A 26,423-nucleotide genomic window follows, 5' to 3' on the forward strand; every position below is an offset into this window, starting at 1 on the left:
TGCCGAGGCTTGCCGCTAGCTTCATGGACACCAGTGGGAGCGGTTCCATCAGTCGACGCGTCCGTCACGGCGCGCTGATCTGCAAGGAGTCGCTCATGCGACACCCCCCGCGTTCAGTACTTTTAGCCGTCGCCGGCTCGGTCGCCCTCATCGCGGGCGCCACCTGGCCGGTCGTCACGGCCCAGGGAGCAGCACCCCTCTGCACGGTGGAGTACTCCGTCACCGGACAGTGGGACGCCGGCTTTCAGGGCGCCGTACGGATCACCAACAACTCGGCTGCGCTCAGCAGTTGGACACTGACCTTCGACTTCGCGAGCGGACAGAAGGTCACCCAGGGCTGGAACGCCAAGTGGTCCCAGTCCGGCACGACCGTCACCGCGGTCAACGAGAGCTACAACGGCGCGCTCGGCACCGGTGCGAGCGTCAGCGCCGGGTTCCTGGCGTCCCGGTCCGGCACCAACGCCGTACCGACGACGTTCCGGCTCAACGGCACCACCTGCAACGTCGACAGCGGCAGCACGCCCACCCCGACGGCGACGGCCACCGCCACGCCCACCCCGACGCCCACCCCCACCCCGACCGGTCCGCCGGACGGCGGGGGCGCACCGCCCGCGCTGCACGTCGCGGGCAACCGGCTGGTGGACGCCGGCGGCACCGCACACCGTCTGCTCGGCGTGAACCGCTCCGGCGGCGAGTTCATGTGCGTGCAGGGCCGCGGCATCTGGGACGGACCCGTCGACGACGCCGCGATCGGGGCGATCGCCGACTGGAAGGCCGACACGGTCCGCATCCCGCTGAACGAGGAGTGCTGGCTCGGCCTGGCCGGCATCAAGCCCGAGTACGGCGGCGCGAACTACGTGAACGCCGTCAAGGACCTGGTGGCACGCGTCGAGGCGCACGGCATGACGCCGGTCGTCGAACTGCACTGGACCTACGGCCAGTACACGGGCAACTCGGCCGGCTGCACGGACGTGCACGCCACCTGCCAGAAGCCCATGCCCGACCAGCAGTACGCACCGACCTTCTGGTCGTCGGTGGCCGGCACCTTCAAGAACGACCCGGCCGTCGTGTTCGACCTGTTCAACGAGCCCTACCCGGACCGGGCCACCGCCACGACCACCCAGGCGTGGCAGTGCTGGCGCGACGGCGGCACCTGCCCCGGCATCGGCTACGAGGTCGCCGGCATGCAGGACCTCGTCGACGCCGTACGGGCGACCGGCGCGCGCAACGTGATCCTGGCCGGCGGGCTCGCGTACTCCAACGACCTGAGCCAGTGGCTGACCCACCGCCCCACCGACCCCACCGGCAATCTGGCCGCCGCCTACCACGTCTACAACTTCAACTCCTGTGCGAGCGAGAGCTGCTGGAACTCCACCCTCGCCCCGGTCGCGGCCCAGGTGCCGCTGGTCGCCGGGGAGATCGGGGAGAACACCTGCTCGCACGGATTCGTCGACCAGGTCATGAAGTGGTTCGACGACCACGGACTGTCGTACCTGGGCTGGACCTGGAACACCTGGGACTGCGCCTCGGGCCCGTCCCTGATCAGCAGTTACGACGGGACACCCACCGCGTACGGCACCGGGCTGCGCGATCACCTGCGCGCCCTGAACGGATGACCCCACCACCCGCACCGGAAAAGAAGGAAACCCGCACTCATGAGCCGTAGCAGAACAGCGATTCTCGCTGCCCTGGCGCTGGTCGCCGGGGCCTCGGGAACGGCGCTCGCCGTCGTCCCCGGCAGCTCGGGCATCGCCGCGATCCCCTGCACCGTGGACTACAAGGTGCAGAACCAGTGGGACTCCGGTTTCACGACCAACGTGACCATCACCAACAACTCGGCCGCCAAGACGAGTTGGTCGCTGAAGTGGTCGTACGCCGGGAACCAGCGAGTCACCAACGGCTGGAACGCGAAGGTCACCCAGTCCGGCACGGCCGTCACCGCCGCCAACGAGAGCTACAACGGCGCGCTGGCGACGGGCGGTTCGGTCAGCTTCGGGTTCCAGGGCTCCTACAGCGGCAGCAACGCGCTGCCCACGGCGTTCACCCTGGACGGGGTCGCCTGCAACGTCGACAACGGCTCCGGCACCCCGACCGACCCGGGCACGCCCACCGACCCGGGCACCCCCACCGACCCGGGCACCCCGACCGACCCGGGCACCCCGACCGGCAAGGTCGACAACCCCTACGTGGGCGCCAAGGGCTACGTGAACCCCGAGTGGTCGGCGCACGCCGCCGCCGAGCCGGGCGGCAGCAAGGTCGCCAACCAGTCCACCGCGGTCTGGCTGGACCGGATCGCCGCCATCAACGGCGTCAACGGCGGGATGGGCCTGCGCGCCCACCTCGACGAGGCGGTGAAGCAGAAGGGCTCCGGCCAGCTCGTCATCCAGCTGGTCATCTACGACTTGCCCGGACGTGACTGCGCGGCCCTGGCCTCCAACGGCGAGCTCGGCCCGACCGAGATCGACAAGTACAAGTCGCAGTACATCGACCCGATCGCGTCGATCCTGTCCGACTCCAAGTACGCGGGCCTGCGCATCGCCACCGTCATCGAGCCGGACTCCCTGCCCAACCTCGTCACCAACGCCGGCGGCACCGCGGGCAGCACCGACGCCTGCGCGACCATGAAGGCCAACGGCAACTACGAGAAGGGCGTGAGCTACGCCCTCGACAAGCTGGGCGCCATCTCCAACGTCTACAACTACATCGACGCCGGCCACCACGCCTGGCTGGGTTGGGACAGCAACTTCGACCCGACCGTCCAGGAGTTCTACAAGGTCGCGACCACCAACGGCGCGAGCGTGAACGACGTCACCGGCTTCATCGTCAACACGGCCAACTACGGTGCCACGACGGAGCCGTTCGTCAAGATCAGCGACTCGGTGAACGGGCAGACCGTGCGCCAGTCCAAGTGGATCGACTGGAACTGGTACGTGGACGAGCAGTCCTTCGCGCAGGCCCTGCGCACCAAGCTCGTCGCGGCCGGCTTCAACTCCGGTCTGGGCATGCTGGTCGACACTTCCCGCAACGGCTGGGGCGGCTCGGCGCGGCCCACCGCCGCCGGTCCGACGACCTCGGTCGACGCCTACGTCAACGGCGGCCGCATCGACCGGCGCATCCACGCCGGCAACTGGTGCAACCAGAGCGGCGCGGGTCTCGGTGAGCGGCCTAAGTCGGCTCCGGCCGCCGGGATCGACGCCTACGTGTGGGTGAAGCCCCCGGGGGAGTCGGACGGCGCGAGCTCGGCCATCGCCAACGACGAGGGCAAGGGCTTCGACCGGATGTGCGACCCGACGTACGGCGGCAACGCCCGCAACGGCAACAACCCCACCGGGGCGCTGCCGAACTCGCCGCTGGCCGGCAAGTGGTTCTCCGCCCAGTTCCAGCAGCTGCTGCAGAACGCCTACCCGGCCGTCTCCTGACCCGGGGGACCGGCCGGCCCGCCCTGCGCGGTCCGGCCGGTCCGCCGGACGCGCCGGTCCGGACCACCGGGCCGGCGCGCCCGGCGCACTGAACCCGCGATCCGCCGGGGTGTCACCCGACGCCCCGCCACGAGCCCCGGCGGATCGCGCCTCCGTGTTCCTCCCCGTCCCGTTCTTGCCGTCCCCGCAACAGCGGTGGCCCCCGCCCGGTGCGTCGGCGCAGTCTGTCGGCAGACCGGAGGAGAGGCTGACCACCATGGCGCACGAACAGCACGACCAGCGGACAGGGCACCACGGCCACGGGCACACGCACGGGCACACGCACGGCCACGGCACCGACATCGACTGGGCCGACATGGCGCACCACCTCGAGTCCCAGGCCGAGCTGTTCACCCCCCTGTACGAGCGGGCGCTGGCCTGGCTGGGCAAGGAGGTGACCGAGCCGGGGCTGATCGTGGACGTGGGCAGTGGTCCCGGCGTGGTGTCGTGCCTGTTCGCCGAGGTGTTCCCCGGTGCCCGGGTGGTCGCGGCCGACGGGTCCGCACCGCTGCTCGAGCGGGCCCGCGAGCGGGCCGAGCGGCAGGGGTACGGCGACCGCTTCGGCACCCTGCTCGGAGAGCTCCCCGAAGCCCTGAAGGAGCTGGACTATCCCGCCGACCTGATGTGGGCCGGCCGCAGCCTGCACCACCTGGGCGACCAGCGCGCCGCCCTCGCCGCCTTCGCCGAGCGCCTCGCGCCCGGCGGCACGCTGGCGATCATGGAGGGCGGTCTGCCGCCCCGCTTCCTGCCCCGTGACCTCGGCTTCGGCCGCCCCGGCATCGAGGCGCGCCTGGACGCACTGGAGACCGAGTGGTTCGCACGGATGCGGGCCGAGCTGCCGGACGCGGTCGCCGAGACCGAGGACTGGGCCGCGCTGCTCACCTCCGCCGGGCTGAAGCACCCCCGCAGCCGCAGCTTCCTCCTCGACCTGCCGGCCCCCGCCCCGGACCGGGCCCGCGCCTACGTCGCCGCCTCCCTGGGCCGGCAGCGCGACACCCTCGGCGCGGACATGGACGCCGAGGACCGCGCGACCCTGGACCGGCTGCTGGACCCGGAGGACGGGGCGAGCGTGCACCGGCGCCGGGACGTCTTCGTCCTGGCCGCCCACACCGTGCACACGGCGGTCCGTCCCCAGTAGGGGCGCAGCCGCCCGATGACGGCGGCACGCCCGGCCGTCCACGCCGACGCCCCAGCCGCCCCCGCCCCGCGCGCGGCCTTGACTTCGAGAGCGCTCCAAGTGATGGACTCCGGGTCGTCCGATTCGACGCACGGGGGAGACCGTCATGAGCAGCAGCAACGGCACCGGCAGTCCGGTCGCACTGATCACCGGCGGCGGCAGCGGCATCGGCGCCGCCGTCGCCCGGCAACTCCTCGGGGCCGGGTACCGGGTCACCGTGACCGGGCGCGGCGAGGCCCGCCTGCGGGCCTTCGCGGCGGAGCTCGGCGACCCGAAGGAGCTGCTGACCGTCGTCGGCAGCGCGTCCGACCACGACCACGTGCGGTCGGCGGTCGACCGTACCCTCGACGCCCACGGCCGGCTGGACGCCGTCGTCGCCAACGCCGGCACCGCCACCCACGACTCCGTCGCCACGGGCGACCCGGCCGGCTGGCGGGACATGGTGCTCACCAACGTCCTCGGTCCCGCGCTGCTGATCCGCGCCTCGGTGGAGGCGCTGAAGGAGACGCGGGGGCGCATCGTGCTGGTCGGCAGCGTGGCCGGCTTCGTGCACACCCCGGGCAACCTCTACGGCGCGACCAAGTGGGCCGTCACCGGGCTCGCCGAGAACACGCGGCGCGAGGTCACCGAGTTCGGCATCGGCGTCACGCTGATAGCGCCCGGCAGGGTCGAGACGCCGTTCTGGGACGGCTACAGGAGCCTCCCGCCGGGGCACCTGCTGACGGCGGACCAGATCGCCGACTCGGTGGTCTGGGCGATCCGTCAGCCGGAGGGCGTCGACATCAACACCGTGGTCGTCCGGCCCCTCGGGCAGCCGAACTGACGGGCACACGGACGGGGCGCGGCCACCGCGGCCGCGCCCCGTCCGTCTCCGGGTGCCGGTGGTCCCGGCGGGGTCTCAGACGACGTCGAACGTCGCCGGGTCCGGGCCCAGCCGCCGGTCCTCGTTGAGCGCGCTGATCGCCGCGAGGTCCTCGTCGTCCAGGGAGAAGCCGAACACGTCGATGTTCTCCTCGATCCGCGACGGCGTCACGGACTTCGGGATGACGACGTTGCCGAGCTGGAGGTGCCAGCGCAGCACGATCTGCGCGGGGGTGCGCCCGTGCTTGCGCGCGACGGCGACGATCGCCGGGACCTCGAGCAGGCCCTTGCCCTGGCCCAGCGGCGACCAGGCCTCCGTGGCGATGCCCCGCTCGGCGTGGAAGGCGCGGGCCGCCTCCTGCTGGAGGTGCGGGTGCAGCTCGATCTGGTTGACCGCCGGGACCACCGAGGTCTCGCCGATCAGCTGCTCCAGGTGCTCGGGGAGGAAGTTCGACACGCCGATGGCCCGCGCGCGGCCGTCGGCCTGGAGCTTCTCGAACGCCTTGTAACTGTCCACGAAGGTGCCGCGCCGGGGCAGGGGCCAGTGGATGAGGTACAGGTCGACGTAGTCGAGGCCCAGCTTCTCCAGTGAGGTGTCGAAGGCGCGCAGCGTCGCGTCGTACCCCTGGTCGCCGTTCCAGAGCTTGGTGGTGACGAAGACGTCCTCGCGGGCCAGGCCGGACGCGGCGATGGCCCGGCCGGTGCCCTCCTCGTTGCCGTAGATCGCCGCTGTGTCGATGCTGCGGTACCCGGCCTCGAGCGCGGTCGCGACCGCCCGCTCCGCCTCGTCGTCCGCCACCTGCCAGACTCCGAAACCCAGCTGGGGCATCTCGACGCCGTTGTTGAGGGTGATCGTGGGGACCTTGCTGCTCACGAGCTCTTGATCCTTCGGTTGTCCGTCGGGTTGTCCGTCCATGGTGAACGATCACAGGGCCGTGTGCATTCCTGACCCGACGATCCTTTGCCCCCGGGGAATTCGGGGTCAGGTGCCGTACAGCGCCTCGACCTCGTGGGCGTAGGCGTTCTCGATGGCCTTGCGCTTCAGTTTCAGCGACGGCGTCAGCAGGCCGTGCTCCTCGGTGAAGGGCTGCGCGAGGATGCGGAAGGTGCGGATCGACTCGGCCTGCGACACCAGCGTGTTGGCGGCGACGACCGCCCGGCGGATCTCGGTCTCCAGGTCGGCGTCGCGCACCAGCTCGGCCGGGGTCATCCGGGGCTTGTTGCGCATGGTGAGCCAGTGCTCGACGGCCTCCTGGTCGAGGGTGACCAGCGCGGCGACGAACGGCCGGTCGTTGCCGACGACGATGCACTGGTGGACCAGCGGGTGCTCGCGGACCCGTTCCTCCAGCGCCCCCGGGGAGACGCTCTTGCCGCCGGAGGTCACCAGGATCTCCTTCTTGCGGCCGGTGATGGTCAGGTAGCCGTCCTCGTCGAGGGCGCCGATGTCGCCGGTGGCGAGCCAGCCGTCGTGCAGGGCCTCGTCGGTGGCCTTGGGGTTGTTCAGGTAGCCCTGGAAGACGTTGTCACCGCGCAGCCACACCTCGCCGTCGTCCGCGATGTGCACGGTCGTGCCGGGGATGGGCTGCCCGACGGTGCCGTAGCGGGTGCGGCCGGGCGGGTTGGCGGTCGCCGCGGCCGTGGACTCGGTCAGCCCGTAGCCCTCGTAGACCTGCACGCCGGCGCCCGCGAAGAACAGGCCGAGCCGGCGGTCCATCGCGGAGCCGCCCGACATGGCGTGCCGGACGCGGCCGCCCATCGCCGCGCGCACCTTGGAGTAGACGACCTTGTCGAAGAACTGGTGCTGCATCCGCAGCCCCGCCGACGGCCCCGGTCCGGTGCCCCACGCCTTCGCCTCCAGCGCGTCGGCGTAGGCGACGGCGACCTCGACGGCCTTCTCGAAGGGCCCCGCCCGGCCCTCCCGCTCCGCCTTGCGGCGCGCGGCGTTGAACACCTTCTCGAAGATGTACGGCACGGCCAGGAAGAACGTCGGCCGGAACGCGGCCAGGTCGGGGAGCAGGGCCGCCGCGTTGAGCTGCGGCTGGTGGCCGAAGCGCACCCGGCCGCGGATCGCGGCGACCTCCACCATCCGCCCGAACACGTGGGCGAGGGGCAGGAACAGCAGGGTCGCCGCCTCGTCGCCCTTCTTCGAGTGGAACACCGGCTCCCAGCGCTCGATGACCGTGTCCGCCTCGTACATGAAGTGGCCGTGGGTCAGGACGCAGCCCTTGGGGCGGCCGGTCGTGCCCGAGGTGTAGATGACGGTGGCGACCGAGTCGGGCGTGACCGCCTCGCGGTGCCGGTGCACCACGTCGTCGTCGAGGTGGGCGCCCGCGTCGTACAGCTCCTGCACGGCGCCCGAGTCCAGCTGCCACAGCCGGCGCAGCGCCGGCAGCCGGTCGATGACCGTGGCGATGGTCATGGCGTGGTCCTCGTGCTCCACGACGGCGGCGGTGACCTCCGCGTCGTACAGCATCCAGAAGCACTGTTCCGCCGACGACGTCGGGTACACGGGCACCACCTGGGCGCCGATGGTCCACAGGGCGAAGTCGAACAGCGTCCACTCGTAGCGGGTGCGGGCCATGATGGCGACCCGGTCGCCGAACCGGACGCCGTCGGCCAGGAGGCCCTTGGCCAGCGAGAGCACCTCGTCGCGGAACTCGGCGGCCGTCACGTCCCGCCAGCGGCCCGCCTCGTCCTTGCGGCCGAGCGCCACCCGGGTCGGGTCGTCCAGGGCGTGCTGGAAGACGACGTCGGCCAGACCGCCCACCGGCGGCGGCGACGACGCCAACGGCGGACTGGTGAACTCGCGCAAACCGCTCCCCGCTCCCTAGGCGCACAGCGCCGTGAAAGCTACCCCACGCGCGGACGGGGCGGGAGGGGGTGCAAAGGCGAGCGATGTTCTCGTCCGTGCTGGTCAGGGGAGGAAAATGGGCGCACATGCGGAAGGGTCGGACACAAAACTGACGGATGAGTAAGGTTCGGTGCCGTAATCTCCACCGAATCTGCCCGCCCCCCGCACGCCGCCCCGGCACCGGTACGGAGCGGGGCACGACGGGCGTCCGACCGCCCCCGCACCGCGCCCGCACGGCTCACCGGCGCGAGGTGGCCGCCCCTTCCTCCAGCGTCCCGGCGCCCGGTTCCGTCACACCGGCCGGGCGTGCCGCCGGGGTCTTGACCAGGGACAGGACCAGCGCGCCGGCCACGACGCCCACACAGCCCGCCGTCACCAGCGCCGTGTCGAGGCCCGAGGCGAACACCGACCGCAACGTGTGCTCGGGGACCGAGGAGCGTCTGCATCCAGATCGACAGGTACGGGATCACTCCGAACGCCACCCCGTTGAAGGCGAGCGCCCCCAGCAGCACGCCCACGAACGCCGGCCGGCGCAGCAGCGACAGGTCCAGCAGGGGGTGCGCGACCCGCCGCTCCACCAGGACGAAGCAGCACAGCGCCACCGCGGCCCCGGCGAACCAGCCCAGCGTCGCGCCCGAGGTCCAGCCGTCCTCACCGGCGCGCACCACGGCGTACGTCGTGCCGCCCGCGCACGCCGCGCACGCCGCCGTACCCGCCCGGTCCACCCGCACCCCGCGCGGCCCCTTCGACTCCGGCACCAGCCGCAGCGTCAGCCAGACGCCCAACAGGCTCACCGGCAGGTCCACGAACCGCGCCGGCCGCGCTGTACGCCGGGGGCGAGGCCCTGGCCGACCACGACGAGCGGGACGGGCCCGGTCCTCACCCCTCGTCGAAGGCCGCGAGCAGGCGCTCGTACGCCGGCTTCGGCCGCAGGGCCGCGTCCCACGGCAGGGAATCGGCCGGGCGCGGAGGATAGACCCCGGTGTCGGCGGTGGAACCGTACCGGTCGGTGAAGCCCCAGGTGGAGAACGACGTGCAGTTCGGCTCCTCCAGGCAGACCCGCAGCTTGCCCGCCATCTCATCGGCCTGGGTCTGCCGCCCGTCCTCCTCGTCCTCGCCCACGGGGACGTCCATCTCCGACACCCGCGCCTGGACCCCGAGTTCCGCCAGATCCCGCACATGGCCGCGGAAGGTTTCGGGGTCGATGCGGTCGCCGGGTTCGTACTCATGGGTCTGGAAACCGACGCCGTCGATCGGTACGCCGCGTTCCTTGAGCCGCTCGACCAGGGCGTAGAGGGCGTCCCACCGCTCGCCCTCCTCCTCGACCCCGTACTCGTTGAGGAACAGCCGTGCCTTCGGATCGGCCCGGTGGGCGGCCCTGAACGCCTCGTCGATGTACTCCTCGCCCATGGCCTCGAACCACGGGCTCTGCTCGGAGCGCAGACCGAGGTCCCCGTCGGTGTAGCTCTTCGGGTCGTCGGACATGGGCTCGTTGACCACATCCCACTCCGCGACCTCGCCCTTGAAGTGCCCGGCGACCGTGGCGATGTGCTGGAGCATGGTCCGGCGCACCTCCTCGGGGTCGTCGTCCTCCCGCATCCACTGGGGCAGGGCCTCGTGCCAGACGAGGGTGTGCGCGTGCACCTTCATGTGGTTCGCGCGGGCGAAGCGCACGAGCAGGTCCGCGTCGCGGAAGTCGTAGACGCCCCGGCGCGGGTGGAGGAACTGTGGCTTGAACGCGTTCTCCGGAGTGAGCATGGAGAACTGGCTCCCCGCGAGCGCCCGGTAGCGTGAGTCGGTGAGCAGCGGGTTCTCGGCCAGGGCGGTGCCGACGTCGAACGGCCGCCCCACGTCCGCGGCCCGCGCGCGCAGCGAGTCGTCGGACTGCGCCTGGCGCAGCTGCGGCGCCTCGACCACGCGGAGCGCGTCACCGCTCTCCGGCCGCGCGGTCAGCTGCGTCAGTCGCCATCCCCCGCGGCGCTCGTCCCCGCCCGCGTCCGCCTCCAGACCGAACCAGACAGTGCCCTCGGCGAACACCCCCGGGTCCTGTACGGTTCCCAGGCGCCGCCCGTCGGCTTCCACGCGGAAGGTGTCACCGATGCTCGACACGGCGAGCGTCACCGTCCCGGAGCAGCCGCAGTCGAAGTCCTCGGAGACGGCCGGCTCATCGCCCTTGCCGTCCCATGTCTGAACCTCCACTCGTCCGTCAGCGGTCACGCCGACGCGGAGCGAGGGCGGCTCCTGCCGCCACTCGTCATAGATGACCGGCACCCGTCCGTACAGCCGCAGCCACGAGCCGCCGTCATCGTCACCCACGCCGGACATGCGCGCGGTGACGGTGAAGTCGCCCTCGGACCTGAGGTGCGGGCCGGCCAGGTTCAGCGGGGGGTTGGGCTGGCCGCCGGAGGAGTCCTGCTCCACGATGCGCCGGTCCAGTGCGCCGACCCGCAGGACGTCGTTCCGCGCGGTGGTGCCCGGCATCTGCGTCCAGTCGTGGTTGCGCAGCAGGTCCACGTCGTGCCCGCCGCCCTGCCCCGTGCACCCGGCCGCCACCGCCATGACCAGCGCCACGGCGGTCAGTCGCCGCCACGTCCCCCCAGCGAGGTCCACGGTCCCTCCCACTTCCTTGTTCGAGACAAGATCAACGTCTCGAAACCGGGCCACAGTTCATCACACACGCCCGGCTCAACCGCGGTGCAGTCGGTCGCCGCTCGCGAGGATCGCCGCGGCCAGGGCGTGCGCCGGGCCCTGGGCCGCGGTGCGGCGGTGGCCGTGGGCGAGGACGAAGTCCACCTGGCCCAGCTCGGGCAGCCCGGCGCGGTCGGGGACGCGCACCAGGCCGGGCGGGATCAGCCCCCGTGAGTGGGCCATCACGCCCAGCCCCGCCCGGGCCGCCGCGATCAGCCCGTTGAGGCTGCCGCTGGTGCACACGATCCGCCACGCCCGGCCCTGCCGCTCCAGCGCCTCCAGGGCGCGGGCCCGGGTGATGCCCGGCGGCGGGTAGACGATCAGCGGCACCGGGCGGTCCGGGTCGGGGCGCCAGCGCTCCCCGGCGATCCACACCAGCTGGTCGTGGCGCACCAGTTCCCCGTGCGGGTCCTCGGGGCGCCGCTTGGCGAGCACCAGGTCCAGCTTCCCGGCGGCCAGTTGCTCGTGGAGCGTGCCGGACAGCTCCACGGTCAGCTCCAGGTCGACCTCGGGGTGCTCGTACCGGAAGCCCTCCAGGATCTCCGGGAGCCGGGTCAGCACGAAGTCCTCCGAGGCGCCGAAGCGCAGCCGCCCGCGTACCCGCGTGCCGGTGAAGAACGCCGTGGCCTGCTCGTGCACCTCCAGGATGCGGCGCGCGAAGCCCAGCATCGCCTCGCCGTCCTCGGTCAGCTCCACGGAGTGGGTGTCCCGGGCGAACAGCGTCCGCCCGGTGGCGTCCTCCAGCCGCCGCACGTGCTGGCTCACCGTCGACTGGCGCAGCCCGAGCCGGCGCGCGGCCCGGGTGAAGCTGAGCGTCTGGGCCACCGCGAGGAAGGTCCGCAGCTGGGAGGGGTCGTACACAGGGGACACCGTAACGTGCTCATCGCATGTCGTGATGACAGTCAGTGCGGTATGACGGATTCCCGATCACGCGTCGGCGAAGGACCATGGAGTGGTGAGGAGCGGGGACCCGCGACCTCGGAGGTTCCTCCTGGAGCCCGTGGCACGACCGACGACGAAAGAGCACGTGGAGCACCGTGAAACGCCTGCGCCGGCCGGTCCGGCTGCCGATCGACCCGTACGTCGTGCTGCTGCTCGGCACGGTGGGCCTCGCGGCGCTGTTCCCCGCGCGCGGCACGGCCGCCGACGTCTCCGCCGGCGCCTCCACCGCCGCGATCGCCCTGCTCTTCTTCCTCTACGGTGCCCGGCTGTCCACCCGTGAGGCCCTGGACGGGCTGCGCCACTGGCGGCTGCACGTCACCGTCCTGGCCTGCACGTTCCTCATCTTCCCGGTGCTCGGGCTGGCCGCCCGCGGTCTGGTGCCCGTCCTCCTGACCCACCCGTTGTACCAGGGCCTGCTGTTCCTCACCCTCGTGCCGTCGACCGTGCAGTCGTCGATCGCGTTCACCTCGATCGCCCGCGGCAACGTGCCCGCGGCGATCTGCGCGGGCTCGTTCTCCTCCCTGGTCGGCATCGTCGTGACCCCGCTGCTCGCGGCGGTGCTGCTGGGCGGCAGCGGGGGCGGTCCCTCCGCCGACTCGCTGGTGAAGATCGTGCTGCAGCTGCTGGTGCCGTTCCTGGCCGGACAGGTGCTGCGGCAATGGATCGGCGGCTTCGTCACCCGGCACAAGAAGGTCCTCGGCTACGTCGACCGGGGCTCGATCCTGCTCGTCGTCTACACGGCGTTCAGCGAGGGCGTGGTGCAGGGCATCTGGCACCGGGTGAGCCCCATCCGGCTGGGCGGACTGCTCGTCGTGGAGGCCGTGCTGCTCGCCGTGATGCTCCTGCTGACCTGGTACGGCGCGAAGGCACTGCGCTTCGGCCGCGAGGACCGCATCACCATCCAGTTCGCCGGGTCGAAGAAGTCCCTCGCCGCCGGACTGCCCATGGCCGGCGTGCTGTTCGGCGCGCACGCCTCGCTGGCGGTGCTGCCGCTGATGCTGTTCCACCAGATGCAGCTCATGGTCTGCGCGGTCATCGCCCGCCGCCGCGCACAGGATCCCGCGTCCGAGCAGGGCCCGGCGGCGTCGGAGGACGCGTCGGCGAACCCGTCGCCGGTCGACGCGGGGCCGCGCTCGGGCTGACTCCGGCGGAGGGGAGGCGCGGGGGAGATCCCGACGGTGTCCAGGCGGACCGCCTCGTCGCCGTCGTACCGGAAGTCGTACCAGAACGCCCGCCCGTCCCCGCGGCCCGGCCGGTCACGGCACCAGGACCACCTTGCCCCGGTTGGCCCGCGCCTCGATCACCGCGTGCGCCCGCTGCGCCGCCTCCAGCGGGAACGCCCCGTGCACCGACGGCGTCAGCGTGCCCTCCCCGAACAGCCGCCACAGGGTGAGCCGCCACTGCTCGTACAGCTCCGGCTGCTCGTGCGCGATGCGCGCCATCTGGAACCCGATCACCGACTTCGCGCCGACGAGCAGGTCGTACGCCGACACGGTCCCGCCGCCCGAGCTGTACGCCACCAGCCGCCCACCCGGGGCGAGAGCGGCGACCGCGCGGCCGAGCAGGTCGCCGCCGACCGCGTCCAGCACGCAGTCGACCGGCGCTCCCCAGTCGTCGTCGCCGTAGCGGACGACCTCGTCGGCGCCGAGGGAACGGACGAAATCGGCCTTCGCCGGGTCCGACACCGCCCCGACCACCCGCGACGCTCCGTGCACGCGAGCCAGTTGCACGGCGAGGTGTCCGACACCGCTCGCGGCCGCCGTGACCAGGACCGACCCGCCGGGCTCCGGGCGCGCCGCGGTCAGCGCCCCGAGGGCCACCAGCCCGCTGCGCACCAAGGCCACCGCCTCCACGGCCGAGGCGCCCTCCGGCACGGGCGAGGCCATCGCCTCGTCGAGGAGCGCGGCCTCGGCGTACCCGTGGCCGAAGCACAGCCCCGTCACCCGGTCGCCCACCGCGAACCGGCTCACTCCCGCGCCCACCGCGACGACCTCGCCGGCGATCTCCCCGCCCAGCGGGATCGGCTCCGCCGTCTCGGTGACCTTGCGGACCACGGGGAGCGTCACCCCGACGGCGGCGGTCCTGACCAGGAGCTCACCCGGGCCGGGCACGGGCACGGGGACGTCCTCCAGGAACAGCGCGCCACCGACGGAGTCGTACCGGACACGACGCATCGCACCTCCACGGATCGGTCCGCGGCTCTCTCCACGGATCGTTGGGAGTCCCAACGGTATGGGGCGGGTCGTGGGGACGTCCAATGACTTTTCGCTAGGCTGGCCGCCATGGCCGACGCACCCCTCCCCGCCATCCGCTCGCTGCCCAGCTGGCTGCTCGGCCGGGCCGCCGCACGCGGGCGCGCCCTGGTCGCCGAGGCGCTCGCCGCCGAGGACATGAAGATGTGGCACCACGTGGTCCTCTCCGCGGTGCACGACCTGGCCCCCGTCGCCCAGGCGGACCTGGGGCGCAGCGTCGGGCTCGACCCCAAGGACCTGGTCGGCGTGCTGAACGACCTCCAGGCCGCCGGGCTGGTCGTGCGCGCCCCCGATCCGCGCGACCGGCGCAAGAACGCCGTCTCGCCGACGCCCGCGGGCACCCGCCGGCTGCGCCGCTGCGAACGGGTCGCCCGGGACGCCAACGACGAACTCCTCGCCCCGCTGTCGGCCGCCGAACGCGATCTGTTCATGGCCCTGTTGATCCGGATCTCCGGTACGGACGGCTGACGGGGGATAACGTTCCGTCATGAGCCGACCCGACGCACCCGACGCCCTCGACCCCGCCCGCACCGCTCTCGTCCTCGTCGACCTGATGGACCGGATCGTCGCGCTGCCCCTGGAGCCCCACAAGGGCACCGACGTGCTCGCCACCGCCGAGACGCTGGCCGACGCCTTCCGGTCGGCCGGCGCCCCCGTCGTCCTGGTCCGTGTGGAACGCCCCGGCGTCACCGAACAGCCGCCCGGCAGCGGGCTCGTGGCGGGCCTGTCGCGCCCGGGGGACGTGGAGGTCGTCAAGCGCACCGTCGGCGCCTTCCAGGGCACCGGGCTCGACGACGTGCTGCGCGGGCGGGGCGTCACCACCGTGGTGTTCGGCGGGATCGCCACCAACCTCGGGGTGGAGTCCACCGCCCGCGCCGCCGCCGACCTCGGCTACGACCTCGTCTTCGTCGAGGACGCGATGACCGCGCTGACCCGGGCCGAGCACGAGGCGTCGGTACGGCTCGACTTCCCGCGGCTCGGGACGGTCGTCCGGGCGACGGAGGTGTCGTTCGCGCGGTCCTGACGGGCGCCGGGTGCGGCCCCCTGTGGTCCACTCGGGCCGAGCGGCCCGTCACACCAGCAGGCCGCCGCCGTCCACCACCACGACCGAGCCGGTGCTGTAGCCGCCGCGCATCAGGTACAGGTACGCCTCGGCGACGTCCGCGGGCTCGCCGACCCGGCCGACGGGCAGGGAACCGGCGGACGACCGGAACAGGCCCTCCCGGTCCGCCTCGGCCAGGTCGCGCCACAGGTCGGTGCGGACCACGCCCGGCGACACCACGTTCACCCTGAGCGGCGCCAGCTCCAGCGCGAGGGCGCGGGTGAGCGACTCCATCGCCCCGCACAGGCTCGCCGCGACCGTCGTCCCGGGCAGGGGCCGACGGGCCGCCGTGCCGGTGGTCAGCACCACCGAGCCGCCCGGCCGGATCGACCCGGCGCCCAGCCGTACGGCCGAGTACGCGCCCCACAGCCGGGTGTCCAGGAACCGCCGGGCGCGGTCCAGGTCCTGCTCGGCGAGGCTCTCCATCAGCAACGACTCGCCCGCCGTGTAGACGAGGTGGTCGAAGGCGCCGACCTCGGCGAAGAACGCCCGGACCGACTCCTCGTCGGTGGCGTCCACCACGTGGCCCCGGGCGCCGTCCGGCAGCCGCTCCAGCGCGCCGGCCACGCTCTCCCGCCGCCGCGAGGCGACGACGACCTCGGCGCCCTCGGCCGCGGCGGCCTCCGCGACGGCCAGTCCGATGCCGGACGTGCCGCCGATCACGACGATCCGCTGTTCCCGCAGGCTCATGCCCACTCCTTCCCGGGTTCCTTGCTGACGTCGTCCAGCCTGCTGCCGCCCCCACCGGGCCGTCCAAGACCTCTTTCGCCTGCGGCGATACCCTGGAGGTATCGCCGCAGCCGCGGGCCCGGAAGGGGAGCCATGGATCTCGACCTGCGCAAGGTCCGCTACTTCGTCACGGTGGCCGAGCTGCTGCACTTCGGGCGCGCGGCCGAACGCCTGCACATCGCCCAGCCGGTGCTGAGCCGTCAGATCCGGGCGCTGGAGAAGGACTTGGGCGCCGACCTCTTCGTCCGCGACAGCAGGGGTGTGGCGTTGACGGACGCCGGGCGGCAACTCCTGGAGGACGGGCGGGAGTTGCTGGACGCCGCCGAGGGGGCGCGGCGGCGGGTCCGGCGTGCGGCGCTCGGCCCGCGCCGGCTCGTGGTGGGCTTCCGGGCGGGCGTGGTCGTCACCCCGGTGCTGCGGGACTTCGGGGCCGTGCACCCGGACGTCGAGACCCACGCCCGCCGGGTCGAGTGGGACGACCAGGAGGACCTGCTGCGCGACGGCAGCGTCGACGTCGCCTTCCTGCGCCGGCCCGTGCGCGACGAGGGGCTCACGCTGCTGCCGCTGCACCGCGAGACGCGGGTGGCGATGCTGCCCGCCGACCACCGCCTCGCCGGCAAGCAGGAGCTGGCCCTGGCCGACCTCGACGGCGAGACCTGGCTGCGCTACCACGACCCGCGCCCCGGTGACGTGCCGATCCGCACCATCGAGGAGAAGTTCGAGCGGGTGGCCGGCGGCGCCGGCATCACCCTGGTGCCGCGCTCGGTGGCCGAGCAGTACGCCCGCCCCGACATCAGCTACGTGCCGGTCCCCGACGCCGAGCCCGACGAGGTGCTCCTCGCCTGGGACGCCGGCCGGGCCACGCCGCTGGTCGCCGCGTTCGTGGAGATCGCGAGGCGTGCGGGGACCGGCGCCAGGGGGACGTGAGCCGCCGGACGGGGACGGGGACTGGGCGGCGCGGGCACCGGCGCCACGGGGTCGTGATCCGCCGGACTGGGGCGGGGACGCGGGCGGGAACGGGACGGGGAGGGAGACAGGGCCGCCGTGCCCTGGGGAACCGGGTCAGCCCTGGGCGGCCGCGGTCCGCAGGGCCACGCGCTCCTCACCCGCGTACACGTTCATGGAGGTGCCGCGCAGGAAGCCCACCAGGGTCAGGCCCGTCTCCGCGGCCAGGTCCACCGCGAGCGAGGACGGCGCCGAGACGGCCGCCAGCACCGGGATGCCGGCCATGACCGCCTTCTGGGCCAGCTCGAAGGAGGCCCGGCCCGACACCAGCAGGATCGCCCGGGACAACGGCAGGCCCCCGCTCTGCAGGGCACGGCCGACCAGCTTGTCGACCGCGTTGTGCCGGCCCACGTCCTCACGGACGTCGAGCAGCTCGCCCTCCTCGCTGAACAGGGCCGCCGCGTGCAGGCCCCCGGTCCGGTCGAAGACCCGCTGGGCGGCGCGCAGCCGGTCGGGCAGGCTCGCGAGCAGCTCGGGGGCGACGCGCACCGGGGGAGTGTCGGCGATGGTCCAGCGGGCGGTCGTGCGCACGGCGTCCAGGCTGGCCTTGCCGCACAGACCGCAGGACGACGTCGTGTACACGTTGCGTTCGAGGGTGATGTCGGGCGGCGTCACGTGCGGGGCGGTCCGTACGTCGACGACGTTGTAGGTGTTGGAGCCGTCGGCGGTCGCCCCCGCGCAGTAGACGATGTTCTGCAGGTCGTCCGCCCTCGCCAGCACCCCCTCGCTGACCAGGAACCCGGCGGCCAGCGCGAAGTCGTCACCGGGCGTGCGCATGGTGATCGCGAGCGGCTTGCCGTTGAGGCGTATCTCCAGTGGCTCCTCGGCGACGAGGGTGTCCGGACGGGCGGAGACCGCCCCGTCCCGGATGCGGATCACCTTGCGACGTTCCGTGACGCGTCCCATGTCCTGATCAGCCCCGGTTCTGTAAGTGACCTCGACGGTCCCATTGTCGTGCACCGGGGGCGCCGGGTGGCGGCCGCCCGCGCGGTGGGCGCGGACGGCGGTGGTCCCGTCCGGCGTGTCCGTCCCGGGTACCCGCCGCGCGCCCGTCGGACTCCTGCGGGGGTGCGACGACTCCTCGGGCGTCCGAGGGTCTGCGGGAAGCCGACAATCCGGGCGGCTGTTTCCTGTCGCATCACCTGCCGCCGTACCCGCGAGTCACTCACCAGACTGGTGGATCCGCGACCCACGGCAACGAGGGGGACCACCCGATGAACGGCTCGCGCATCACCGCGGTCGGCCACTACCAGCCCGCCAAGGTGCTGACCAACGAGGACCTGGCCGCCCTGGTCGACACCAGCGACGAGTGGATCAGGAGCCGGGTGGGCATCCGCACCCGCCACATCGCCGGCCCCGACGAGCCGGTCGACGAACTCGCCGCGCACGCCGCCGCCAAGGCGCTGGCCGGCGCCGGGACCGCGCCGGAGGACATCGACCTGGTGCTGGTGGCGACCTCGACGGCCGTCGACCGCTCACCCAACATGGCGGCCCGGGTCGCCGCCCGCCTCGGCATCCCCCACCCCGCGGCGATGGACGTCAACGTGGTGTGCGCCGGCTTCACCCACGCCCTCGCCACCGCCGACCACGCCGTACGCGCCGGTGCCGCCCGCCGGGCGCTGGTCATCGGCGCCGACAAGATGTCCGAGGTGGCCGACTGGACCGACCGCAGCACCTGTGTCCTGGTGGGCGACGGCGCGGGGGCCGCCGTCGTCGAGGCCTGCCCGCCCGGCACCGGACCCGGCATCGGGCCCGTGCTGTGGGGATCGGTCCCGGAGATGGGGCACGCCGTGCGCATCGAGGGGCAGCCCGCGCGGTTCGCGCAGGAGGGGCAGAGCGTCTACCGGTGGGCCACCACCCACCTCCCGCCGCTCGCCCGCCAGACCTGCGAGCGGGCCGGTCTGGCGCCCGAGGACCTCGCCGCGGTGGTGCTGCACCAGGCCAACCTGCGCATCATCGAACCGCTCGCCGAGAGGATCGGCGCCGTCAACGCCGTCGTCGCGCGCGACGTCACCGCATCGGGCAACACGTCCGCCGCCAGCATCCCCCTCGCCCTGTCCAAGCTGGTGGAGCAGGGCGCGGTCTCGGGCGGCGACCCGGTGCTGCTGTTCGGCTTCGGCGGCAACCTGTCGTACGCCGGACAGGTCGTGCGGTGTCCGTGACGGCGTGGGCCGCCCGGGGCGACGCGGCGCTCCCCGGGGTCCCTCAGGGCGTGGCCGTCGGCTCCTCGCGGCTGCCGGTGCTGACCAGCTGGGCCCAGGCGCTCATCTCCCCCTGCTCGATCCTGGTCACCACCGCAGCCAGCGCCCGCTCGCGGGTGCCCTCGTCGTCGTAGGGCGCGGCGCCCGTGCGGTACAGCCTGCGCTCCGCCTCGATCGCCTCGCGGGCCTGGCTGAACCTGAGGTAGTCGTCCTGCCAGTGGAAGACCGAGCGCAGACCGGTCAGGACCACCACGACCCCGCCGAGCAGCGCCGGTACCCGCGCCTCGTCCGGCGCGAGCACGGCGGCCACCGGAATCGCGGCGGAGACCAGCAGTTGGAGGCTCTCGGTGATCCGGTAGTAGCGGCGGGCCCTCATCGCGGCCCGCTGGTACCAGGCGTAGGAACGGTTCGCGAGGCCCATGGCGTAGTCGGACCCGGACTCCGTGGCACCCGTCGCCGTCTGCGGTGTCGTCATGAGCTCCCCCCGGTCGCCACGGCACGCGAGGACCTCAGGGTAGGCCAAGTCGCCCGACTCCAGCTTGACTTGGCGTACCGGCCGGATCACGACCCCGCCACCGCGCTCTTTGTCCTGCGAGTGGAAGAAGTCTGCGGCAATCCCCGCACACCTTCTTCCCAGGTTCGGCAGCCGCTGCTACGTTCCCTTCGAAAGCCCGACAGCGGTGGCCGGATCCAGGCGGGGAGGGGCGCGTGAGACGCATGACGGCACGACCGGCGAACGCGCACCAGGCCCGCCTGCTCAAGCTGTTGCGGGACGGCGGTCCCAACTCCCGTGCCCAGCTGGGCGACCAGGTCGACCTCTCGCGGTCCAAGCTGGCCGTGGAGGTGGACCGCCTGCTGGAGACGGGCCTGGTGGTGGCGGACGGGCTCGCCGCCTCGCGCGGCGGCCGCCGCTCCCACAACGTCCGGCTCAACCCGGACCTGCGCTTCCTCGGCGTCGACATCGGCGCGACCTCGGTCGACGTCGCCGTCACCAACGCCGAGCTGGAGATCCTCGGTCACCTCAACCAGCCCCTGGACGTGCGCGAGGGACCGGTCGCGGTCTTCGAGCAGGTCCTGTCCATGGCCGCCAAGCTGCGGGCGACCGGACTGGCCGAAGGGTTCGACGGCGCCGGCATCGGCGTCCCCGGACCCGTCCGCTTCCCCGAGGGCGTCCCCGTCGCCCCGCCGATCATGCCCGGCTGGGACGGCTTCCCCGTGCGGGAGGCGCTCAGCCAGGAACTCGGCTGCCCGGTCATGGTCGACAACGACGTGAACCTCATGGCGATGGGGGAGCAGCACGCCGGAGTCGCCCGGACCGTCGCCGACTTCCTGTGCGTCAAGATCGGCACCGGTATCGGCTGCGGGATCGTCGTGGGCGGTCACGTCCACCGCGGCACCACCGGCAGCGCGGGCGACATCGGGCACATCCAGGCCGTACCCGACGGGCGTCCCTGCGCCTGCGGCAACCGGGGCTGCCTGGAAGCCCACTTCAGCGGCGCGGCCCTGGCCCGCGACGCGGTGGAGGCGGCCCAGCAGGGCCTGTCGCCGGAGCTCGCGGTACGGCTGGAGACGCACGGCGCGCTCACCGCCGTCGACGTCGCCGCCGCGGCCGCCGCGGGCGACGCCACCTGCCTCGACCTGATCCGCGAGGGCGGCGCCCGCACGGGCCAGGTCATCGCCGCGCTCGTCTCCTTCTTCAACCCCGGCCTGGTGGTGATCGGCGGTGGGGTGACCGGCCTCGGCCACACCCTGCTCGCCGCGATCCGCACCCAGGTCTACCGCCAGTCGTTGCCGCTGGCGACCGGCAACCTGCCCATCGTCCTGGGGGAGTTGGGCCCCACCGCCGGTGTGATCGGCGGGGCCCGGCTGATCAGCGACCACCTGTTCTCACCCGCGTGACCCGGTAACCGGCGCCACCGGCCCGGCCCGGCGCACGGGCGCAGACCTCGGCCTGCCCTGCTCGGCACGACCTCGCTCAGCACCATCGCTCGGCACAACCCAGCTCAGCTCAGCTCAGTCCAGCCCTGCCCCGCCCAGCCCAGTCCGCCTCCCCCGCCCCGGACCCACCGCCCTCCGCCCGCCCCCGCCCGGTCGCTCCCGCGCCACCGCCGTCGGGAGGGCGAGCACACCCTGAACCGGCCCGTACGCCCGCCGAGGGGAACCCACATGGCACCCGAACCACCGCTGCTCAGCATGTCCGGCATCACCAAGTCCTTCCCCGGCGTCCGGGCCCTGGACGGCGTCGACCTCGACGTCCAGGCCGGCGAGGTGCACTGCCTGCTCGGCCAGAACGGAGCCGGCAAGTCCACCCTCATCAAGGTGCTGGCCGGCGCCCACCAGCCGGACGACGGCGTCATCCGCTGGCGCGGCGAGCCGGTCACCCTGCGCTCCCCGATCGCCGCCATGCGCCTCGGCATCGCCACCATCTACCAGGAACTCGACCTGGTGGAGCACCTGTCGGTGGCCGAGAACGTCCACCTGGGCCACGAGCCGACGACCGCGGGGTTCATCGTCCGCGGCCGGGCCGCCAGGGAGGCCACCGGCCGGCTGCTGCGGCGGCTCGGGCACCCGGAGATCGAACCAGGGCGCCTGGTAGGGGAGTTGTCGGCGGCCCAGCAACAGATCGTGTCCATGGCGCGGGCGTTGTCGCACGACGTGCGGCTCATCGTGATGGACGAGCCGTCCGCCGCGCTCGACCCCGACGAGGTCGACAACCTGTTCCGCATCGTCGGCGGCCTGACCGCGGACGGCGTGGCCGTCGTGTACATCTCGCACCGGCTGGAGGAGATCCGCCGCATCGGCGACCGGGTGACCGTGCTGAAGGACGGACGCGCGGTGGCGGGCGGCCTGCCCGCCAGGTCGACGCCGACCCGCGAGGTCGTCGCGCTGATGACGGGCCGCACCGTCGAGTACGTCTTCCCCGAGCGGCCGGCCCCGCCGCCCGGTACCGGCGGCACACCCGTCCTCGAGGTGCGCGGCCTGGCCCGGGACGGCGAGTTCGAGCCCCTGGACCTCGAGGTGCGCGCCGGGGAGATCGTCGGACTCGCGGGACTCGTCGGGTCGGGGCGGTCCGAGATCCTGGAGACGGTGTACGGCGCGCGCAGGCCCACCGCCGGGCAGGTGCTCGTCGACGGCCGGCCGCTGCGCCCCGGCAGCGTACGGGCCGCCGTCCGCGCCGGACTCGGCCTCGCCCCCGAGGAACGCAAGGCCCAGGCGCTGCTGATGCTGGAGTCCGTCACCCGCAACGTGTCGGTCTCCTCCCTCGCCCGCTTCGGCCGGGCCGGCTGGATCGACCGCGGCGCCGAGCGGGCCGCCGCCCGCGCCGCCACCCGCGAACTGTCGCTGCGGCCCGACAACCCGGCCGTCCCCGTGCGCACCCTGTCCGGCGGCAACCAGCAGAAGGCCGTCCTGGCCCGCTGGCTGCTGCGCGGCTGCCGGGTGCTGCTGCTCGACGAACCCACCCGCGGCGTCGACGTCGGCGCCCGCGCCGAACTGTATGCGGTGGTCCGCCGCCTGGCGGACGAAGGACTCGCCGTCCTGCTGGTCTCCAGCGAGGTCCCCGAGGTCCTCGGCCTCGCCGACCGCGTGCTGGTGCTCCGCGAGGGACGGGTGGTGCACACCGCTCCCGCCCCCGCACTCGACGAACACCGCGTCCTCGACCTCGTCATGGAAGGAAGCCCGGCGTCATGACGCAGCACGCCTCCCCGCCGCGGGACAGCGCCGACACCCTCGCCCCGGCCGGCCGCACCCCCGCCTGGCGCGGCCTGTGGGCCCGCGCCGACGTCCGCACCCTCTCCCTGCTCGGCGTGCTCGCCGCCCTCGTCGTCATCGGCGGGGTCACCAGGCCCGACGAGTTCCTCGACATCCGCAACCTGCAACTGGTGCTCACCCAGGCGTCGGTGATCGGCGTGGTCACCGTCGGGATGACGTTCGTCATCACCTCCGGCGGCATCGACCTGTCCGTCGGCGCGATCGTCGCCCTGGCCTCCGTGTGGGCCACCACCGTCGCCACCCAGGAGTACGGCTTCGGCGGCATCCTGTTCACCGCGGTCCTCGTCGGCCTCGGCTGCGGCCTCGTCAACGGCCTGCTGATCGCGTACGGCGGGATGGTGCCGTTCATCGCCACCCTCGCCATGCTGGCCTCGGCGCGCGGACTGGCCCTGCAGATCACCGACGGCCGCACCCAGATCGTCACCGTCGACGGCGTCCTGTCCCTCGGCGAGCGCGACTCCTACGTCCTCGGCATCCCCCCGCTCGTCCTGGTCTTCGCACTCGTGACGGTCCTCGGCTGGCTGGTGCTCAACCGGACCACCTTCGGCCGGCGCACCGTCGCGGTCGGCGGCAACGCCGAGGCGGCCCGGCTGGCCGGCATCGACGTCCGCCGCCAGCGCCTGTACCTCTACCTGCTGTCCGGACTGTGCTGCGGCATCGCCGCCTTCCTGCTCATCGTCCTGTCCGGCTCGGGCCAGAACACCAACGGCAACCTCTACGAGCTCGACGCCATCGCCGCCGCGATCATCGGCGGCACCCTGCTCAGCGGGGGCCGCGGCACCATCACCGGCTCCGTGCTCGGTGTCCTGATCTTCACCACGATCACCAACATCTTCGCCCTGAACAACCTGCAGAGCGACGTCCAGCAGATCGCCAAGGGCGCGATCATCGTCGCCGCCGTGCTGGTCCAGCGCCGTACCGCGAGCACGACCTGAGGAAAGGGTTCCCCGCCATGTCGCACCCCACCAGTCGCAGAGGACTGCTCTTCGGGACCGCCGCCGTCTCGGCCGGCGCACTCCTGGCCGGTTGCACCAGCAACGACACCAAGGACGAGTCGTCGGCCGCCGCCGACACCCGGCCGGCCGCGGACGACAAGCCCGGCAAGCACGTCACCATCGGCTTCGCCGGCCCCCAGGCCGACCACGGCTGGCTCAACGCCATCAACGACAACGCCGAGAAGCGGGCGAAGAAGTACGCCGACGTGAGCCTGGAGCTCACCGAGGGCTCCAACGACACCGCCCAGCAGATCGGCCAGATCGAGACCCTCATCAACAAGAAGGTCGACGTGCTGGTCGTGCTGCCCGCCGACGGCAAGGCCCTCACCCAGGTCGGCCTGAAGGCGATGCGCGCCGGCATCCCGGTCGTCAACCTGGACCGGATCTTCAACACCCCGCAGGCGTACCGGTGCTGGATCGGCGGCGACAACTACGGCATGGGCCTCAGCGCCGGCCACTACATCGGCGAGAAGCTCAAGGGGAAGTCCGGCGCCCGCGTCATCGAACTCGCCGGACTGGACAACCTGGAGCTCACCAAGCAGCGCACCCAGGGCTTCGACGACGCCCTGAAGAACTACCCCAACATCCGCAAGGTGGCCCGCCAGGCGGCCGAGTTCACCGTCGAGTCCGGCCAGGCCAAGATGGCGCAACTCCTCCAGGCCCAGCCGAAGTTCGACGCCCTGTGGAACCACGACGACGACCAGGGCGTGGGCGCGCTGCGCGCCATCGAACAGGCCGGCCGGGACGACTTCCTGATGGTCGGCGGGGCCGGCGCCCTGTCCGCCTTCCAGGCCATCAAGCAGGACAACGGCGTCCTCAAGGCGACCGTGCTGTACCCGCCGACCATGGCCGCCTCGGCGATCGACCTCGCCCGCGCGCTCGGCCAGGGCAAGGGCGTCGGCGGGCTCGCCGAATTCGAGATCCCCTCGTCGATCACCCTCTACTCGGCCGTCGTCGACAAGGACAACGTCGACCAGTACATGCCCACCGGCTTCCGCTGAGGCGCCCCGCCCCGCACCGCCACCGCGCCACCACGAAGAGGAGGAGCACCGCATGGAACAGCCGCAGCAGCCAGCGGAACCGGAGGCGGACACCGCACCGCCGGACAGCGCGGCGGCGGGGACCGCACCGGCGGGCCCGCCCGGGCGGACCACGCCGTCACCGGCCCCGGCCGGCCGGCCTGCGCTGCGCGTCGGCATGGTCGGGTACGCGTTCATGGGTGCCGCGCACTCCCAGGGCTGGCGCACCGCGGGCCGGGTGTTCGACCTGCCCCGCCGGCCGGTGCTGTCGGTGGTCTGCGGACGGGACCGGGCCGCCGTGCGCGCCGCGGCCGACCGGCACGGCTGGGCGGACACCGAGACCGCCTGGCGGGCGCTGATCGCCCGGGACGACGTCGACCTCGTCGACATCTGCACCCCCGGCGACAGCCACGCCGAGATCGCCCTCGCCGCCCTCGCGGCCGGCAAGCACGTGCTGTGCGAGAAGCCCCTCGCCAACACCGTCGCCGAGGCCGAGGCGATGACCCGGGCCGCCGAAGAGGCGTACGGGCGCGGGCAGATCGCGATGGTCGGCTTCAACTACCGCCGGGTGCCCGCCACGGCGCTGGCCCGGCGGATGGTCGCCGCCGGCCGGCTCGGCACCCTGCGGCACGTGCGGGTGACCTACCTCCAGGACTGGCTCGTGGACCCGGAGTTCCCCCTGACCTGGCGGCTGCGCAGGGAACTGGCCGGCTCCGGCTCGCTCGGCGACCTCGGCGCGCACATCGTCGACCTCGCCCAGCACCTGGCCGGGGAGCGGCTGGCCGGGGTGTCCGCGCTGACCGAGACGTTCGTACGGGAACGCCCGCTGCCCGGCGGGACCGGCGGCAGCGGCCTGAGCGCCGTCCCGGCGGGCGGCACGGACACCGGCACCGGCACGGACACCGGCACCGGCACCGGCACCGGCACGGTCACCGTCGACGACGCCGCCCTGTTCACCGGCCGCTTCGCCTCCGGCGCCCTCGCCTCCTTCGAGGCCACCCGGTACGCCACGGGGCGCAAGAACGCCCTGCGCCTCGAACTCAACGGCGAGCGCGGCTCCCTCGCCTTCGACCTGGAGCGGCTGAACGAGCTGTGGTTCCACGACGGCACCGACCCGGGCGCCGAGGCGGGCTTCCGCCGCATCCTCGTCACGGAACCCGACCACCCCTACCTCGACGCCTGGTGGCCGCCGGGCCACGGCCTCGGCTACGAGCACACCTTCGTCCACCAGGCCCGCGACCTCGTCCACGCCGTCGCCGAGGGCCGCCGCCCCGACCCGTCCTTCGCCGACGGGCTCCAGGTGCAGCGCGTGCTGGCCGCCGTGGAGGAGAGCGCCGAGAAGAACTCCGTCTACACCCCGATCGCGGACTGA

The 26,423-nt window shown here is 73.1% G+C and carries 23 protein-coding genes and 1 pseudogene; 14 read left to right on the forward strand and 10 right to left on the reverse strand.

Annotated features, from left to right (window positions below):
- The first annotated feature begins 95 nt into the window (after nucleotides 1–95).
- The 4 genes from E4U91_RS29865 to E4U91_RS29880 all read left to right on the forward strand — a co-directional run bounded on the left by E4U91_RS29865 (nucleotide 96) and on the right by E4U91_RS29880 (nucleotide 5,458).
- Nucleotides 96–1,616 (forward strand): cellulase family glycosylhydrolase, encoded by a 1,521-nt coding sequence (locus E4U91_RS29865; protein WP_137309680.1) that lies wholly within the window; start codon nucleotides 96–98, stop codon nucleotides 1,614–1,616.
- 39 nt (nucleotides 1,617–1,655) lie between these two features.
- Nucleotides 1,656–3,419 (forward strand): glycoside hydrolase family 6 protein, encoded by a 1,764-nt coding sequence (locus tag E4U91_RS29870; protein WP_137309681.1) that lies wholly within the window; start codon nucleotides 1,656–1,658, stop codon nucleotides 3,417–3,419.
- A 256-nt stretch (nucleotides 3,420–3,675) separates the two neighbouring features.
- Complete coding sequence (locus E4U91_RS29875; RefSeq protein ID WP_137309682.1) at nucleotides 3,676–4,596, forward strand: class I SAM-dependent methyltransferase; 921 nt, start codon at nucleotides 3,676–3,678, stop codon at nucleotides 4,594–4,596.
- Nucleotides 4,597–4,741: 145 nt separating this feature from the next.
- Complete coding sequence (locus E4U91_RS29880) at nucleotides 4,742–5,458, forward strand: SDR family oxidoreductase (protein ID WP_137309683.1); 717 nt, start codon at nucleotides 4,742–4,744, stop codon at nucleotides 5,456–5,458.
- Between the two features lie 75 nt (nucleotides 5,459–5,533).
- Here the strand turns inward: E4U91_RS29880 and E4U91_RS29885 are convergent, their stop codons facing one another.
- The 6 genes and pseudogenes from E4U91_RS29885 to E4U91_RS29905 form a co-directional block, all read right to left on the reverse strand.
- Nucleotides 5,534–6,370 (reverse strand): aldo/keto reductase, encoded by an 837-nt coding sequence (locus tag E4U91_RS29885; protein WP_137309684.1) that lies wholly within the window; start codon nucleotides 6,368–6,370, stop codon nucleotides 5,534–5,536.
- Between the two features lie 108 nt (nucleotides 6,371–6,478).
- Complete coding sequence (locus E4U91_RS29890) at nucleotides 6,479–8,308, reverse strand: AMP-dependent synthetase/ligase (RefSeq protein ID WP_137309685.1); 1,830 nt, start codon at nucleotides 8,306–8,308, stop codon at nucleotides 6,479–6,481.
- Nucleotides 8,309–8,585: 277 nt separating this feature from the next.
- Nucleotides 8,586–8,753: a hypothetical protein gene (locus E4U91_RS38230; protein WP_168218191.1), complete on the reverse strand. Its 168-nt coding sequence runs from the start codon at nucleotides 8,751–8,753 to the stop codon at nucleotides 8,586–8,588.
- Between the two features lie 22 nt (nucleotides 8,754–8,775).
- A pseudogene (locus E4U91_RS39225) lies at nucleotides 8,776–9,156 on the reverse strand (MFS transporter); the annotation flags it as partial.
- Nucleotides 9,157–9,226: 70 nt separating this feature from the next.
- Complete coding sequence (locus E4U91_RS29900) at nucleotides 9,227–10,957, reverse strand: endo-1,4-beta-xylanase (RefSeq protein WP_137309686.1); 1,731 nt, start codon at nucleotides 10,955–10,957, stop codon at nucleotides 9,227–9,229.
- A 75-nt stretch (nucleotides 10,958–11,032) separates the two neighbouring features.
- Complete coding sequence (locus E4U91_RS29905) at nucleotides 11,033–11,896, reverse strand: LysR substrate-binding domain-containing protein (protein WP_137309687.1); 864 nt, start codon at nucleotides 11,894–11,896, stop codon at nucleotides 11,033–11,035.
- Nucleotides 11,897–12,072: 176 nt separating this feature from the next.
- On the opposite strand from E4U91_RS29905, the gene E4U91_RS29910 reads away from it, so the two are divergent.
- Nucleotides 12,073–13,119, forward strand: coding sequence for a bile acid:sodium symporter family protein (locus E4U91_RS29910; RefSeq protein WP_137309688.1), 1,047 nt, complete (start codon nucleotides 12,073–12,075; stop codon nucleotides 13,117–13,119).
- Between the two features lie 114 nt (nucleotides 13,120–13,233).
- On the opposite strand, the gene E4U91_RS29915 is transcribed toward E4U91_RS29910, so the two are convergent.
- Nucleotides 13,234–14,151, reverse strand: a complete 918-nt coding sequence (locus E4U91_RS29915; protein ID WP_137309689.1) for a quinone oxidoreductase family protein — start codon at nucleotides 14,149–14,151, stop codon at nucleotides 13,234–13,236.
- Between the two features lie 108 nt (nucleotides 14,152–14,259).
- Between E4U91_RS29915 and E4U91_RS29920 the strand changes: the two genes are divergently transcribed.
- Together E4U91_RS29920 and E4U91_RS29925 are read left to right on the forward strand one after the other, a co-directional pair.
- A complete protein-coding gene (locus tag E4U91_RS29920; RefSeq protein ID WP_137309690.1) occupies nucleotides 14,260–14,697 on the forward strand; it encodes a MarR family winged helix-turn-helix transcriptional regulator in 438 nt (145 codons plus the stop codon).
- 19 nt (nucleotides 14,698–14,716) lie between these two features.
- Nucleotides 14,717–15,253 carry an isochorismatase family protein gene (locus E4U91_RS29925; protein ID WP_137309691.1) on the forward strand — a complete coding sequence of 179 codons (537 nt, stop codon included), beginning with the start codon at nucleotides 14,717–14,719 and terminating at the stop codon, nucleotides 15,251–15,253.
- 48 nt (nucleotides 15,254–15,301) lie between these two features.
- Here E4U91_RS29925 and E4U91_RS29930 read toward each other — a convergent pair whose 3' ends face one another.
- Entirely contained in the window at nucleotides 15,302–16,021 is a 720-nt protein-coding gene (locus tag E4U91_RS29930; protein ID WP_137309692.1) for an SDR family oxidoreductase, read from the reverse strand.
- 132 nt (nucleotides 16,022–16,153) lie between these two features.
- Here E4U91_RS29930 and E4U91_RS29935 point away from each other — a divergent pair, with 132 nt between their 5' ends.
- Nucleotides 16,154–16,987: a LysR family transcriptional regulator gene (locus tag E4U91_RS29935; protein WP_137309693.1), complete on the forward strand. Its 834-nt coding sequence runs from the start codon at nucleotides 16,154–16,156 to the stop codon at nucleotides 16,985–16,987.
- 135 nt (nucleotides 16,988–17,122) lie between these two features.
- Here E4U91_RS29935 and fdhD read toward each other — a convergent pair whose 3' ends face one another.
- A complete protein-coding gene (gene fdhD / locus E4U91_RS29940; protein ID WP_137309694.1) occupies nucleotides 17,123–17,971 on the reverse strand; it encodes a formate dehydrogenase accessory sulfurtransferase FdhD in 849 nt (282 codons plus the stop codon).
- 308 nt (nucleotides 17,972–18,279) lie between these two features.
- Here fdhD and E4U91_RS29945 point away from each other — a divergent pair, with 308 nt between their 5' ends.
- Nucleotides 18,280–19,227: a beta-ketoacyl-ACP synthase III gene (locus E4U91_RS29945; protein WP_137309695.1), complete on the forward strand. Its 948-nt coding sequence runs from the start codon at nucleotides 18,280–18,282 to the stop codon at nucleotides 19,225–19,227.
- A gap of 43 nt (nucleotides 19,228–19,270) precedes the next feature.
- On the opposite strand, the gene E4U91_RS29950 is transcribed toward E4U91_RS29945, so the two are convergent.
- Entirely contained in the window at nucleotides 19,271–19,741 is a 471-nt protein-coding gene (locus E4U91_RS29950) for a DUF4231 domain-containing protein (protein ID WP_137309696.1), read from the reverse strand.
- Between the two features lie 242 nt (nucleotides 19,742–19,983).
- Here E4U91_RS29950 and E4U91_RS29955 point away from each other — a divergent pair, with 242 nt between their 5' ends.
- From E4U91_RS29955 to E4U91_RS29975, 5 genes are all read left to right on the forward strand, one after another.
- A complete protein-coding gene (locus E4U91_RS29955; RefSeq protein ID WP_137309697.1) occupies nucleotides 19,984–21,165 on the forward strand; it encodes an ROK family transcriptional regulator in 1,182 nt (393 codons plus the stop codon).
- A 267-nt stretch (nucleotides 21,166–21,432) separates the two neighbouring features.
- Nucleotides 21,433–22,956 carry a sugar ABC transporter ATP-binding protein gene (locus E4U91_RS29960; RefSeq protein WP_137309698.1) on the forward strand — a complete coding sequence of 508 codons (1,524 nt, stop codon included), beginning with the start codon at nucleotides 21,433–21,435 and terminating at the stop codon, nucleotides 22,954–22,956.
- The gene (locus E4U91_RS29965; RefSeq protein ID WP_137309699.1) at nucleotides 22,953–23,972 is read left to right on the forward strand and encodes an ABC transporter permease; all 1,020 of its coding nucleotides are present in this window, start codon (nucleotides 22,953–22,955) and stop codon (nucleotides 23,970–23,972) included. Before E4U91_RS29960 ends, E4U91_RS29965 begins: the two co-directional genes overlap by 4 nt.
- Before the next feature lie 17 nt (nucleotides 23,973–23,989).
- Nucleotides 23,990–25,033 carry a substrate-binding domain-containing protein gene (locus tag E4U91_RS29970; RefSeq protein ID WP_137309700.1) on the forward strand — a complete coding sequence of 348 codons (1,044 nt, stop codon included), beginning with the start codon at nucleotides 23,990–23,992 and terminating at the stop codon, nucleotides 25,031–25,033.
- A 52-nt stretch (nucleotides 25,034–25,085) separates the two neighbouring features.
- A complete protein-coding gene (locus E4U91_RS29975) occupies nucleotides 25,086–26,423 on the forward strand; it encodes a Gfo/Idh/MocA family protein (protein WP_137309701.1) in 1,338 nt (445 codons plus the stop codon).

Origin of the sequence: Streptomyces lasalocidi (assembly GCF_005280215.1) — a bacterium.
Taxonomy (GTDB): domain Bacteria; phylum Actinomycetota; class Actinomycetes; order Streptomycetales; family Streptomycetaceae; genus Streptomyces; species Streptomyces longwoodensis.